Annotated in this window: 11 protein-coding genes; 2 read left to right on the top strand and 9 right to left on the bottom strand. The window is 70.1% G+C overall.

Annotated features, from left to right (window positions below):
• Window positions 1-5: 5 nt before the first annotated feature.
• On the top strand, window positions 6-2,036 hold the full coding sequence (gene paaZ / locus BM430_RS21715) for a phenylacetic acid degradation bifunctional protein PaaZ (RefSeq protein WP_093569323.1): 2,031 nt from the start codon (window positions 6-8) through the stop codon (window positions 2,034-2,036).
• 200 nt (window positions 2,037-2,236) lie between these two features.
• On the opposite strand, the gene BM430_RS21720 is transcribed toward paaZ, so the two are convergent.
• From BM430_RS21720 to BM430_RS21760, 9 genes are all read right to left on the bottom strand, one after another.
• Window positions 2,237-3,478, bottom strand: a complete 1,242-nt coding sequence (locus BM430_RS21720) for an NAD(P)/FAD-dependent oxidoreductase (protein ID WP_093569324.1) — start codon at window positions 3,476-3,478, stop codon at window positions 2,237-2,239.
• A gap of 10 nt (window positions 3,479-3,488) precedes the next feature.
• Window positions 3,489-4,385 (bottom strand): dihydrodipicolinate synthase family protein, encoded by an 897-nt coding sequence (locus tag BM430_RS21725; protein WP_093569325.1) that lies wholly within the window; start codon window positions 4,383-4,385, stop codon window positions 3,489-3,491.
• A gap of 44 nt (window positions 4,386-4,429) precedes the next feature.
• A complete protein-coding gene (locus tag BM430_RS21730) occupies window positions 4,430-5,422 on the bottom strand; it encodes a branched-chain amino acid ABC transporter permease (protein WP_093569326.1) in 993 nt (330 codons plus the stop codon).
• 1 nt (window position 5,423) lies between these two features.
• Complete coding sequence (locus BM430_RS21735) at window positions 5,424-6,329, bottom strand: branched-chain amino acid ABC transporter permease (protein ID WP_093569327.1); 906 nt, start codon at window positions 6,327-6,329, stop codon at window positions 5,424-5,426.
• Window positions 6,330-6,552: 223 nt separating this feature from the next.
• Window positions 6,553-7,773: an ABC transporter substrate-binding protein gene (locus BM430_RS21740; RefSeq protein WP_093569328.1), complete on the bottom strand. Its 1,221-nt coding sequence runs from the start codon at window positions 7,771-7,773 to the stop codon at window positions 6,553-6,555.
• 306 nt (window positions 7,774-8,079) lie between these two features.
• Window positions 8,080-8,784 (bottom strand): ABC transporter ATP-binding protein, encoded by a 705-nt coding sequence (locus BM430_RS21745; RefSeq protein WP_093569329.1) that lies wholly within the window; start codon window positions 8,782-8,784, stop codon window positions 8,080-8,082.
• The gene (locus BM430_RS21750) at window positions 8,777-9,529 is read right to left on the bottom strand and encodes an ABC transporter ATP-binding protein (RefSeq protein ID WP_093569330.1); all 753 of its coding nucleotides are present in this window, start codon (window positions 9,527-9,529) and stop codon (window positions 8,777-8,779) included. The genes BM430_RS21745 and BM430_RS21750 overlap by 8 nt, the downstream gene beginning before the upstream one ends.
• Window positions 9,530-9,980: 451 nt before the next feature.
• Window positions 9,981-10,685: a GntR family transcriptional regulator gene (locus BM430_RS21755; RefSeq protein WP_093569331.1), complete on the bottom strand. Its 705-nt coding sequence runs from the start codon at window positions 10,683-10,685 to the stop codon at window positions 9,981-9,983.
• Window positions 10,686-10,746: 61 nt separating this feature from the next.
• Window positions 10,747-11,298, bottom strand: coding sequence for a cupin domain-containing protein (locus BM430_RS21760; protein WP_093569332.1), 552 nt, complete (start codon window positions 11,296-11,298; stop codon window positions 10,747-10,749).
• A gap of 151 nt (window positions 11,299-11,449) precedes the next feature.
• Between BM430_RS21760 and BM430_RS21765 the strand changes: the two genes are divergently transcribed.
• Window positions 11,450-12,781, top strand: a complete 1,332-nt coding sequence (locus tag BM430_RS21765) for an omega-aminotransferase AptA (RefSeq protein WP_093569333.1) — start codon at window positions 11,450-11,452, stop codon at window positions 12,779-12,781.
• The last annotated feature ends 232 nt before the right edge of the window (window positions 12,782-13,013 follow it).

The following is a 13,013-nucleotide window of genomic DNA, read 5'->3' on the forward strand; positions in this document are numbered from 1 at the left end:
ACGCCATGCGGCTGGAGAGCTACGTCCAGGGACGCTGGATCACGCCGGGGGGAGACTGGACCGGGATCCGCAGCGCCGTCACCGGCGCGGTGGTGGCGGAGGTCGGCAGCGGCGGGCTCGCCATGGCCGAGGTGCTGGACCATGCCCGCCGGGTCGGCGGTCCGGGCTTACGCCGCCTCACCTTCCACCAGCGCGCCGAGATGCTGAAGCGCCTGGCGACCTATCTCAACGAGCGCCGGGACGGGCTCTACGCCCTCTCGCACCAGACCGGCGCGACCCGCACCGACAACCTGATCGACATCGACGGCGGCATCGGGACCCTGTTCGTCTACGCCTCGAAGGGCCGGCGCGAATTGCCGAACTCCACCTTCCTGATCGACGGGGCGGTGGAGCCGTTGTCGCGGGGCGGCAGCTTCGTCGGGCGCCACGTGATGACGGCGCGGACGGGCTGCGCCGTCCACATCAACGCGTTCAATTTCCCGTGCTGGGGCCTCCTCGAAAAACTCGCGCCCGCGATCCTCGCCGGCGTGCCGGTGGTGACGAAGCCCGCCACGATCACGGCCTACGTCGCCCACGCCCTGGTGCGGCTGATTGCCGAATCCGGCATCCTGCCCGACGGCGCGCTGCAATGCGTGGTCGGGCCGACCGGCGACCTGTTCGACCATCTCACCGGGCAGGACGTGGTGTCGTTCACCGGCTCGGCCGAGACGGCGCAGATGCTGCAGCGTCATCCGGTCATCGCCCGCGAGGCGGTGCATTTCGTCGCCGAGCGCGACTCGCTCAATGCCGCGATTCTGGCGCCGGATGCCGGGCCGGGCACGCCGGAATTCGACCTCTACGTCAAGGAGGTCGCCAAGGAGATGACGGTCAAGGCCGGGCAGAAATGCACCGCGATCCGCCGGGCGCTGGCGCCCCGCGCCCACGTCCCGGCGGTGATCGAGGCGTTGCAGCAGCGCCTCGCTTCAGTGCGGATCGGCGATCCCGCCCGCGAGGGCGTGCGGATGGGGCCGGTGGTGGGCCTGGCGCAGCGCCGCGACGTGCTCGCCCGGGTCGAGGCGTTGAAGTCGGAGGCGGAGCTGGTCTTCGGCGACCCGGCGAAGCTTCAGGTCGAGGGGGCGGATCCGGAGACAGGCGCCTTCCTGCCGCCGCTGCTGCTCCACTGCGCCGATCCGCTCCGGGCCCGGCAGGTCCACGCGCTCGAGGCCTTCGGCCCGGTCTGCACCGTGATGGGGTATGACGGGCTGGAGGAGGCGGCGACGCTCGCCAATCGCGGCGAGGGCAGCCTCGTCGCCTCGCTCTACACCCACGATCCGGCCGCGGCGGCGGAGCTGGTCTTCGGGGTCGGGGCCTATCACGGCCGCCTCGTCGTCCTCGACCGCGACTGCGCCAAGGAGCAGACCGGCCACGGCTCGCCGATGCCGCACATGATGCATGGCGGCCCCGGCCGGGCCGGCGGCGGCGAGGAGCTCGGCGGCGTGCGGGCGCTCCACCACTACATGCAGCGCACGGCTTTGCAGGGCTCGCCCGCGAGCTTGAGCCGGATCACGCAGAGCTGGATCAAGGGCGCGCCGGAGACGGTGGTCCCCGAGCACCCGTTCCGCTGCCACTTCGAGGAGCTGGAGATCGGCCGCAGCTTCCACTCGGCCGAGCGGGTGATCACGCTCGCAGACATCGAGCACTTCGCGCATTTCACCGGCGACACCTTCTACGCCCATATGAGCGAGGAGGCGACGAAGGGTCACCCGTTCTTCCCCGGCCGGGTGGCGCACGGCTACCTGCTCCTGTCCTTCGCCGCCGGCCTGTTCGTCGATCCCGATCCGGGCCCAGTCCTGGCGAATTACGGGCTCGATTCCCTGCGCTTCCTCAAGCCGATCCAGCCCGGCGAGGCGATCCGGGTGCGGCTCACCGCCAAGGAGAAATCGCCGCGCAATGCCCAGTACGGCGAGGTGCGCTGGGACGTGGAGATCCAGACGGCGGCGGGCGAGACGGCGGCGACCTACGAGCTGCTGACGATGAACGCGATGCGGGGAGCGTGAGCGCGCGGCCCCGAACCCTCCCCCCTCTGCGGGGGAGGGTGCCCGGCGGAGCCGGGCGGGAGAGGGGACCACGCTTCCGGATAGATCTGAACCGTTCTGAAGGGCGCGAGCTGAGTCAGCGTCGCGCTGCCCCTCTCCCGCCCCACTCCGTGGGGCACCCTCCCCCGCGGAGGGGGGAGGGTTCAAGCGCACGCCCGTGACTACCCGAACCGCCCCGCCCGCAGCGCCCGCACGTCCATCCCCGGCCCCCGCCCCGCCAGCAGATCCGCCACGATCCGCCCCGTCCCGGCGCTCTGCGTCAGGCCGAGATGGCCGTGGCCGAAGGCGTAGAGGATCTTCGGGCTCGCCCGCGACGGGCCGATCACCGGCAGGCTGTCGGGGAGCGAGGGGCGGAAACCCATCCATTGCCGGCCGCCCTCGGTGCGCAAGCCCGGCAGGAAGGCGGCGGCCTTGCGCAGCATCGCGTCGGCGCGGGCGAAGTTGGGCGGGCGGTGGAGGCCGCCGAACTCGACGGCGCCGCCGACCCGCACACCGGTCGCAAGCGGCGTCACCACGAAGCCGTGGCCGCCGAAGGTGAGCTGGCGGCGAAGATCGAAGGCGCCGGGCGGCAAGATGGTGTTGTAGCCGCGCTCGGTGTCGAGCGGCACCCGGTCGCCGAGGCGGCGCGCCAGCTCCCGCGACCAGGCCCCGGCGGCGAGCACGCAGGCATCCGTCCGGAGCACCGTGCCGTCGGCGAGCGTGAGGCGCACGGCCCCGCCCTCCGGCGCGATGTCCCGCACCTCGCCCCGCACGAGCGTCGCGCCCCGCGCCATCACGTCGGCGTGGAGCGCCAGGGCGAAGCGGTGGGGATCGTCGACCGTCATCCAGTTCGGCGTGAAGGTGCCGGCGACGAAGCGCGGCGACAGGCCGGGCTGGAGTTCGGCGAGCCGGGCGCCGCGGACATGCTCGAAGGCGATGCCCTCCCGCGCCCGGGCGGCCCAGCCGGGCCCGGAGGCGGAGAGCTCCGCCTCGCTCTCGTAGAGTTCGAGGTTGCCGTCGCGGCGCAGGCGCCCGGCGAGGCCGGCCGCTTCCACCATCGCCTCCATCGCCGGCGCGGCGAGCCGCATCAGGCCGGACTGGACCTCCGTCGCGTGGCGGTGGCGGTCGGGCAAGCTCGCGCGCCAGAAGCGCAGGAGCCAGGGGGCGATCCGCGGCAGGTAGGCCGGCGGCAGCGCCAGCGGCCCGAGGGGATCGAGCATCCAGCGCGGGGCCTTGCGCAGGATGCCCGGCGAGGCGAGCGGCAGCACGTCGGTGAAGGCGAGCGCCCCGGCATTGCCGAAGCTCGCACCCTCCGCGACGCCGCCGCGCTCGATCAGCCGCACCCGCCAGCCCTCGGCGAGGCAGTGATGGGCGATGGCGAGGCCGACGATGCCGGCCCCGACGATGGCGACCTCGCGGGGCAAAGCGGCTCCGTTACGCGGCGAGCTTCAGGGACGGGCGGCGCTCCAGCGCCGTGCGGATGATCGCCTCGACCGCCGCGCGACGCTCGCCCGAGAGAGGCTTCCTCGGCATGCGGACGTGCTCGGTCGAGCCGATCGCCAGCGCCTCGGCGAGCTTGATGTTCTGGACCAGGAAGGTCGAGACGTCGAGGTCGAGGAGCGGGCGGAACCAGCGGTAGATCTCGAGGGCTTCCGCCGTGCGGCCCTGCTTCATCAGCCGGTAGATCGCCACGGTCTCCTCCGGGAAGGCGACGACGAGGCCCGCGACCCAGCCGACCGCCCCGACGCTCAGCGCCTCGAAGGCGAGGTTGTCGACGCCGGTCAGCACCGCGAAGCGGTCGCCGAAATGGTTGAGGATCTCGGTGGTGCGGCGGATGTCGTCGGAGGATTCCTTGATCGCGACGAAGCGGGAATCGGCGGCGAGCCGCTCCATGATCCGCGGCGTCACGTCGACCCGGTAGGCGATGCGGTTCGAGTAGATCATCACCGGCAGGTCGCCGGCGGCGGCCACGGCGCTCAGGGTGGCGACGGTCTCGTCCTCGTCGGTGTGATAGATCGGGCTCGGCACCACCATCAGGCCGGCGGCACCCGCCTTGGCGGCCTTCGCGGCGAGGTCGCAGGCCTCGCGGGTGCCGGCCTCGGAGACCGTGAGCAGCACCGGGTGGGGACCGGCGACCGACAGGGCGGTCTTCAGCACGTCGAGGCGCTCGTCCTGCGACAGCATCGGACCCTCGCCGAGGGAGCCGCAGACGATGAGGCCGTCGCAGCCGGCCTGCATCTGGAGGGCGAAGCAGCGCTCCATCTCGGCGTGGTCGAGGGCGCCGTCGGCGGTGAACTTGGTGGTGACGGCGGGAATGACGCCTGTCCACATGGGTCTGTCTCCTTGGATTGGTATTTTGGGTTGGGTGGAAAGGATCAGGCCGCCTCGGCGACCGGCGGATGCTCCGCCTCGGGCAGCGGACGCGCGGCCCGGGCGGCGCGGCGGTGGCGCCAGTGCAGCCACTCGCCGACGACGCCGCGGCTGAAGAACGAGACGCAGAGAATGAAGATCAGGCCGATCACCACCGTGACGAGGTCGCCGATGGTGGCGAGGTAGTTCTGCAGGCCGACCACCAGGGCGGCGCCGACGAGGGGCCCGAACAGGGTGCCGACGCCGCCGAGCAGCGTCATCAGCACCACCTCGGTCGAGGTGTGCAGCGACACGTCGTTGAGCGAGACGAGGCCGAAGACCAGGGCCTTGAGGGCGCCGGCATAGCCGGCGAGCGCCGCCGAGAGCACGAAGGCGAGGAGCTGGAAGCGCGACGCGTCGTAGCCGAGGGAGACGGCGCGGGCCTCGTTGTCGCGCACCGCCTGGAGGATCTGGCCGAAGGGCGAGTGCACGACCCGGTCGATGAACAGGAAGCCGGCGGCGAAGAGCGCCAGCGCGACGTAGTACATCGCGGTGTCGTTGGAGAGATCGACGAGGCCGAGGAGCGTGCCGCGCGGGATGCCCTGGAGCCCGTCCTCGCCGCCGGTCCAGCAGAACTGCACCGCCAGGAAGTAGACGATCTGCGAGAGCGCCAGCGTGATCATCGCGAAGTAGATGCCGCGCCGGCGGATCGCCAGCCCCCCGATGGCGAAGCCGACGAGGGCGGAGGCCGCGACGCCGGCCAGGAAGGCCGCCGGCACCCCGAGCGGGTGGGCGCCGAGCCGGATCATCAGCGCGCCCGTCACGTAGCCGGCGGTGCCGAGGAACGCGGCGTGGGCGAAGGAGACGAGGCCGGTGAAGCCGAGCAGCAGGTTGAACGCGCAGGCGAACAGCCCGTAGGCCATCACCTTCATGACGAAGATCGGGTAGACCAGCCCCGGCACCAGCGGCACCAGGACGAGGAGCGCGACGAGGGCGGCGAAGAGGGTCTTCGTGGTCATCTCACGCCTCGCGTCCGAACAGGCCGGCCGGGCGCAGCAGCAGCGCCAGGGCCATGATGACGAAGACCACCACGGTCGAGGCCTCCGGATAGACCACCTTGGTCAGCCCCTCGATCAGCCCGAGGCCGAGGCCGGTGAGCATCGCGCCGAGGATCGAGCCGAGGCCGCCGATCACCACCACGGCGAAGACGATGTTGAGCAGGCTCCCGCCCATCAGCGGGGTGATCTGCATGATCGGCGCGGCCAGCACCCCGGCGATGCCGGCGAGCGCCACCCCGAAGCCGTAGGTCAGGGTGATCATCACCGGCACGTTGATGCCGAAGGCCTGGAGCAGGCGCGGATTCTCGGTGCCGGCCCGCAAGTAAGCCCCGAGTTTGGTGCGCTCGAACAGGTACCAGGTGGCGAGGCAGATCAGCAGCGAGGCCGCGACCACGAAGACTCGGTATTTCGGCAGCAGCATGAAGCCGACATCGACCGGCCCTTGCAGGATCTCCGGCGGCTCGTAGCCCTGGCCGGAGACGCCGAAGACGTAGCGGAAGCCCCCCTCCATCACGAGCGCGACCCCGAAGGTGAGGAGCAGGCCGTAGAGGTGGTCGAGGTGGTAGAGCCGGCGCAGCAGCGTGCGCTCGATCGCCATGCCGAACACCGCGACGAGGGCCGGCGCCAGCACTAGGGCGAGCCAGAAATTCACCTGGAGATCCGGCTGGCCGAGCCAGGGCCCGACCTGGGTCAGCCCGATCCAGGCGAGGAAGGCCGCCATCATGAACTGCGCCCCGTGGGTGAAGTTGATGATGTTGAGCAGCCCGAAGATGATCGCCAGCCCCATGCTCAGCATGGCGTAGAAGCAACCACCGATGAGCCCGATGGTGAGCTGGGCCATGAAGGCCTGGAGGGTGATGTCCGACATGGGGAGACCGGAAAAGACTTGGGCAGGACGGTTCGGTTCGTCCCCTCCCCCCTCTGCGGGGGAGGGTGGCCCGCGGAGCGGGCCGGGAGAGGGGACGCCGCTTCCGGAAAGGTCGCGACCGCGACGAAGGACGCTATCTGGATCAGCGTCGCGGTCCCCTCTCCCGCCCCGCATCCGCGGGGCACCCTCCCCCGCAGAGGGGGGAGGGTTCAGGCGGCGGTGCTCACCCCTTCGCGTTGAGCGGGCAGGCGTCGCTCGGCTTCGGGTAGACGTCGTCGCCCTTGAGCACCGCCTTGACGTGATAGAAATCCCAGTCGCGCTTCGACTCGGCCGGCTTCTTCACCTGGAGCAGCAGCAGGTCGTGCACCAGCGCCCCGTCGGCCCGGAGCTTGCCGTTGCGGATCACCGCGTCGTCGATGGTCATGGAGCGCAGCTGGCTCATCACGGCGCCGGCCTCGTCGGTCCCGGCGGCTTCGATCGCCTTCAGGTAGCTCAGCACCGCGGAGTAGATCGCGGCCTGCGAGGCGCTCGGCATCCGCTTCATCTTGGCGAAGTATTTTTCCGCGAAGGCGCGCGAGCGGTCGTCGTAATCCCAGTAGAACGCTTCCGTCAGGTACATATCCTGGGCCTTGGCGAGGCCGAGGCTCTTCACGTCGGTGATGTAGGTGAGGAGCGGCGCGATCACCTGCTTGTCGCTGCGGCCGATGCCGTACTCGGCGGCCTGCTTGACGGCGTTGATCGTGTCGCTGCCGGCATTGGCGAGCGCGATCACCTGCGCGCCGGTCCCCTGCGCCTTCAGCATGTAGGACGAGAAGTCGCCGCCCGGGAACGGATGGCGGGAGACGCCCAGCACCTTGCCGCCCTCGGCCTCGACCACCGCGGCGGCGTCCTTCTCCAGTGAGTGGCCGAAGGTGTAGTCGGCGGTGACGAAGTACCAGCTCTTCTTGCCAGCCTTGAGCAGGGCCTTGGCGGTGCCGGCGGCGAGCGCGTAGGTGTTGACCATCCATTGCGCGCTGAGCGGCGAGCACTTGTCGGTGATCGCCGCCATGGCGACGCCGGCCGAGAGCATCGTCACCCGGTTCTTCTGCTTGGCGATCTCCATCACGGCGAGCGCCGTCGAGGAGGTCGGGAAGTCGGCGATCATGTCGACCTTGCCCTGGTCGAACCACTCGCGGGCGAGGTTGGCGGCGATGTCGGGCTTGTTCTGGTGGTCGGCGGCGACGAGCTCGACCGGCGCGCCGAGCACCTTGGCGCCCATCTCGTCGATGGCGATCTGCGCCGCCACCGCCGAGCCACGGCCGGTGAAGTCGGAATAGATCCCCGACAGGTCGTTGAGGATGCCGACCTTCACCACCCCGTCGCTGACCTTGTCGGCGGCGAGGGCCCCCGACGCCACGCCCGCGAGCGCCAGACCGAGGGCGCACCCGATGACACGCGACCGCATGATTCCCGCCTCCTTGTTTGCCTGGACGATGCTTGCTCTTCGGGGACGGGCTCCTGTCGAACTCGTCCGATGTCTCTCGTCAAACACCAGCTCTTGCACTCACCACGTCATTCCGGGGCCGCGCAGCGGAGCCCGGAGTGCCGCAGGCACACCCAGAACCGCTGATGGTTCAGGATCAAGCGGCGTGCGTTTCGCCGTATTCTCCGCCACCTGCGGTTCTGGATCCCGGGCTCTCGCCTTCGGCGAGCCCCGGGATGACCCTGTGTGTTGGAGACGGATTGGCCAGTTACCTATTCTCTGTTCCCGTCACACCCCGAGCAACCGCCCGACTTCCTCCTCCCGCGCCGCGACCTCGTGCGCCGCGATCTCCGCGGCGATGCGGCCGTGCTCGACCACGTAGTGGCGGTCGGCGAGGTGGCGGGCGAAGTGGAAGTTCTGCTCGACCAGCACGATGGTGAAGCCGCGGCTCTTCAGCATCGCCACGGCGCGCCCCAGGGCCTCGACGATGACCGGCGCCAGCCCCTCGGTGATCTCGTCGAGGAGCAGGATGCGGGCCCCCGTCGTCAGGATGCGCCCGAGCGCCAGCATCTGCTGCTCGCCGCCCGAGAGCCGGCCGCCGTAGCTGTCGGCCCGCTCGGCGAGGTTGGGGAAGAGCGCCAGGACCTCGTCGAGGGGCAGGCCGCCCTCGCCGAGGCGCGGCAGCAGGGTCAGGTTCTCGCGGGTGGTCAGCGTGCGGTAGACGCCGCGCTCCTCCGGGCAGTAGCCGAGGCCGAGGCGGGCGATGCGGTGGGGCGGCAGCCGGATCGCCTCGGCTCCCCGCACCCGCACCGAGCCGGCGCGCCGGTCGGTGAGCCCGAGGATGGCGCGCAAGGTCGTGGTGCGCCCGGCGCCGTTGCGCCCGATCAGCGTCACGCACTCGCCCTCGCGCACCGTGAGGTCGATGCCGTGGAGCACGTGGCTCTCGCCGTACCAGGCCTGGAGGCCGCGGGTCTCGAGGACCGTCTCAGCCATGCCCGCCTCCGAGATAGGCGGCGCGCACCGCCGGGTCGGTCGAGACGGCGGCGTAGGGTCCCTCGGCCAGGATCTCGCCGCGCTGGAGCACCGTGATCGTGTCGCAGAGGTCGGCCACCACCGACATGTTGTGCTCGACCATCAGGATGGTGCGTCCCTTGGCGATGCGCCGAATCAGCCGCTTGATGCGGTCGACATCCTCGATCGCCATCCCCTGCGTCGGCTCGTCGAGGAGCAGGAAGGGCGGGTCGAGGGCCAGCGTCGTGGCGATCTCCAGGGTGCGCTTGCGGCCGTAGGAGAGGTCGGCGGCGCGGGCCTCGGCGGCCTCCGCGAGGCCGACCTCGGAGAGGAGCCGCATCGCCTCCTCGTCGAGCACGCGGAGCGTGCGGCCGGAGCGCCAGAACTGGAACTGCGTGCCGAGCCGGCGCTGGAGCGCCACCCGGACGTTGTCACGCACCGAGAGGTTCGGGAAGATCGCCGAGATCTGGAACGAGCGCACCAGCCCGCGCCGGGCGATGGCGGCGGACGTCTCGCGGGTGATGTCGGCGCCCTCGTAGAGGATCTGCCCCTCGGTCGGCACGTGGACCTTGGTGAGCAGGTTGAACACCGTGGTCTTGCCGGCGCCGTTCGGGCCGATCAGCGCGTGGATCGCGTGGCGGCGGATCTTCAGGTCGAGCCCCCGCACCGCCCGGAAACCGCCGAACGCCTTGGTCAGCCCCCTGGTCTCGAGTGCGGTGTCGGGCACGGTGCGATCCCCTGCGCTACCTTGATTCGTAGATTGTATAAAATATGCGACGAGGTCAAGCGACCTTACGGTAATTCGCTCGCCGGGATGCGGATCTCGCGCGGCTTCCGCGTGGCCGCTTGCATTCAGGATAAAGCGTCTCCCCTCTCCCGTGTGGGAGAGGGGACGGGGGTGAGGGTGGCTCGGGTTCAGTGTAAAACTCAGACTATCGTGCTGGCAGCTCAACACTTCAGGGTCATTGCGGAGACCGAGCCACCCTCACCCCTACCCCTCTCCCACTCGGGAGAGGGGATCCCGCGCTTTATCTGTTGGAAGTAATTCGATTTGACATCGCATTGCACGCTCTGCATCATCCTGGATTCTCGCGAATTCTCGCCCTGGAATGACGCATAGGATTCAAAATCAAAATAGTCGATTGATGCTGCCGATCAGGACCAACCGCAATTCGTCTTCACTCTACGACCGCCGACTTGCGATAGATCTCGACCAGCGAATGCCCGGCATGCTCGACATGGATCCGCAGGAGGTTCGCCGCCGCCACCACTTCCCCCGCCTCGCACAGGTCGAGGATCGTGGTGTGCTCCATGTCGGCACGGGCGACGTCGCCGGAGACGGAGAGCTGGAGCCGGGTCGGGCGGTCGCAATCCTGGAGCAGACCGGCGACGATGGCCAGCGAGCGCGGCCGGCCGGCATGGCGCAGGAGGCCGAGATGGAAGCGGCGGTTCAGCTCGCCCCAGATCTCGACCGTGCCGACCTTCAAGGCCGCGCTGTACTCGTCGCGCAAGGCGCGCAACTCCGAAAAATCGTCCGGCGTCAGGTGGCGGGCCGAGAGGATCAGCAATTGCGGTTCCAGGGAGACGCGGAGCTGAAACACGTCCTCGATCTCCTCGACCGAGAGCCCGGTGACCACCGCGCCGCGATGCGGGGCGATCTTCACCAGGCCGGAGGCTTCGAGCTGGAGCAATGCCTCACGGATCGGGATCCGGCTGATGCCGAACTCTTCCGCCAGCGCGTCCTGGCGTAGCTGGAAACCCGGCGCCAGGGCGCCCGAGAGGATGCGCTGGCGCAGGGCCTCCGCCACCGCCGCCGAGACGGTCCGGTGGCCGAGCCCCCCGGCGACGGATCGGGATCCCCGCGCGCGCGCCGTCACGGCCATGCTCTCGACTCCACTCGTTCACGTTGATGAATATTGTATACGATCGAGGGCTGCAAGGCCGTCAGAAGGTCGGCGGCGTGCAGGCGCTCACCACCTCGCACGGATTCGGTCCGACGCAGCGGAAGCGGTGCGGCCGGCGGCTGGAGAAGTAGTAGGCGTCGCCCGGCCCCAGCACCCGGCGCTCGTCGTCCACCGTCACTTCGAGCCTCCCTGAGAGCACGATGCCGCCCTCCTCGCCGTCATGGACCAGCGGCACCCGGCCGGTGTCGGAGCCCGGCTCGTAGCGCTCCTTGAGCAGTTGCAGGGCGCGGCCGAACAGGTTGTCGCCGACCTGGCGGTAGGAGATCCGGCCCTTGCCGATCTCGACCAGTTCCTCGCTGGCGTAGAAGGCCTTCTCGGACCGCTCCGGGGTGAGCGAGAAGAACTCGGCGAGCCCGATCGGCACCGCGTCGAGGATGCGCTTGAGGGCCCCGACCGACGGGTTGGTCTGGCCCGATTCGATCAGCGAGATGGTGGAGTTGACCACCCCGGCGCGCTTGGCGAGCGCCCGCTGCGACAGGCCGTGCAGGAGGCGCACATGGCGCAGGCGCGCCCCCACCTCGTCGTTGGTCACCCCGGCTCCCCTGTTGAGGCTGTTGCGGATCGGGCAACACCCTAGCCCGGCGGCACGCTCCGTCAACGGGTTACGGGTGATCAGAAAAGGACTTGTTGCGCTTGCCGGAACGGGCTTGTCTCTCGGCCATCGCGCCCCAGAGGACCCGACCATGAACGCCCATCCGCCGCGCCTGAACCGCCCGAGCCTCGACGCCTACTGGATGCCGTTCACGGCCAACCGCCAGTTCAAGGCCGCGCCGCGCCTGCTCGTCGCGGCGCAAGGCATGCACTACACGGCCGACGACGGCCGCCGGGTTCTCGACGGCACCGCCGGCCTGTGGTGCGTCAATGCCGGCCACGGCCGCCGCCGCATTGCCGAGGCCGTCGAGCGTCAGCTCTCGACCCTCGACTACGCGCCCTCGTTCCAGATGGGCCACCCGATCGCGTTCGAATTCGCCGAGCGCCTGGCCGACATCGCGCCGGGCGGCGCCCTCGACCGGGTGTTCTTCACCGGCTCCGGCTCGGAATCGGTCGACACCGCGCTCAAGATCGCGCTCGCCTACCAGCGCGCCATCGGCCAGGGCACGCGGACCCGGGTGATCGGGCGCGAGCGCGGCTATCACGGCGTCGGCTTCGGCGGCATCTCGGTCGGCGGCCTCGTCAACAACCGCCGGATGTTCCCGCTCCTGCCGGGCGTCGACCACCTGCGCCACACCCACGACCTCGCCCGCAACGCCTTCGTGCAGGGCCAGCCCGAGCACGGCGCGGATCTCGCCGACGACCTCGAGCGGCTGGTGGCGCTCCACGGCGCCGAGACCATCGCGGCGGTGATCGTCGAGCCGGTGGCGGGCTCGACCGGCGTGCTGGTGCCGCCGAAGGGCTACCTCGAGCGCCTGCGCGAGATCGCGACCCGCCACGGCATCCTGCTGATCTTCGACGAGGTCATCACCGGGTTCGGCCGCCTCGGCGCGCCCTTCGCGACCGACTATTTCGGCGTCACGCCCGACCTCATCACGACCGCGAAGGGCCTCACCAACGGCACGATCCCGATGGGCGCGGTCTTCGCCACGCGTCAGGTGCACGACGCGCTGATGCACGGGCCGGAGGGCGCGATCGAGCTCTTCCACGGCTACACCTATTCGGGCCACCCGGTCGCCTGCGCGGCCGGCCTCGCCACCCTGGAGATCTACGCGGAGGAGGGCCTCCTCACCCGCACCACCCAGGTCCAGGCGCAGTGGCACGCGGCGATGCACGCCCTTCGCGATTGCCCGAACGTGATCGACATCCGCACCATCGGCCTCATCGCCGGCATCGAGCTGACGTCCCGCGACGGGGCGCCGGGGGCGCGGGCCTACGACGTCTTCACCGACTGCTTCGAGAAGGGCCTGCTCATCCGCGTCACCGGCGACATCATCGCCCTATCGCCGCCGCTGATCGCGGAGCCCGAGCACATCGACACGATGGCCTCGATGCTGGGCGAGGCGCTGCGGCGGGCGGCGTAACCCCCCTCATACCCTCCACGTCATCCCGGGGCCGCGAAAGCGGAACCCGGGATCCATAACCGCCGACGGTACAGGACGAAGCGGGACGGCTTTCGCCTTTGTCGTTCACGTCAGCGGTTATGGATCCCGGGTTCTCGCCTGCGGCGAGCCCCGGGATGACACAGAGATTTACGATCGATGTTCGGCTCGCGAAGTCACGCGAGTTCGGCTCACTTTGCCTTTGGAACTTGCT

The sequence above is a fragment of the Methylobacterium sp. 174MFSha1.1 genome, assembly GCF_900116815.1.
Classification (GTDB): Bacteria; Pseudomonadota; Alphaproteobacteria; order Rhizobiales; family Beijerinckiaceae; genus Methylobacterium.

Bases quoted from the DNA above. Each gene is read 5' to 3' on its own strand.
- paaZ (WP_093569323.1), top strand. From the start codon at position 6: ATGCGGCTGGAGAGCTACGTCCAGGGACGCTGGATCACGCCGGGGGGA.
- BM430_RS21725 (WP_093569325.1), bottom strand. From the start codon at position 4,385: ATGTGGACAGGCGTCATTCCCGCCGTCACCACCAAGTTCACCGCCGAC.
- BM430_RS21730 (WP_093569326.1), bottom strand. From the start codon at position 5,422: ATGACCACGAAGACCCTCTTCGCCGCCCTCGTCGCGCTCCTCGTCCTG.
- BM430_RS21735 (WP_093569327.1), bottom strand. From the start codon at position 6,329: ATGTCGGACATCACCCTCCAGGCCTTCATGGCCCAGCTCACCATCGGG.
- BM430_RS21740 (WP_093569328.1), bottom strand. From the start codon at position 7,773: ATGCGGTCGCGTGTCATCGGGTGCGCCCTCGGTCTGGCGCTCGCGGGC.
- BM430_RS21745 (WP_093569329.1), bottom strand. From the start codon at position 8,784: ATGGCTGAGACGGTCCTCGAGACCCGCGGCCTCCAGGCCTGGTACGGC.
- BM430_RS21755 (WP_093569331.1), bottom strand. From the start codon at position 10,685: ATGGCCGTGACGGCGCGCGCGCGGGGATCCCGATCCGTCGCCGGGGGG.
- BM430_RS21765 (WP_093569333.1), top strand. From the start codon at position 11,450: ATGAACGCCCATCCGCCGCGCCTGAACCGCCCGAGCCTCGACGCCTAC.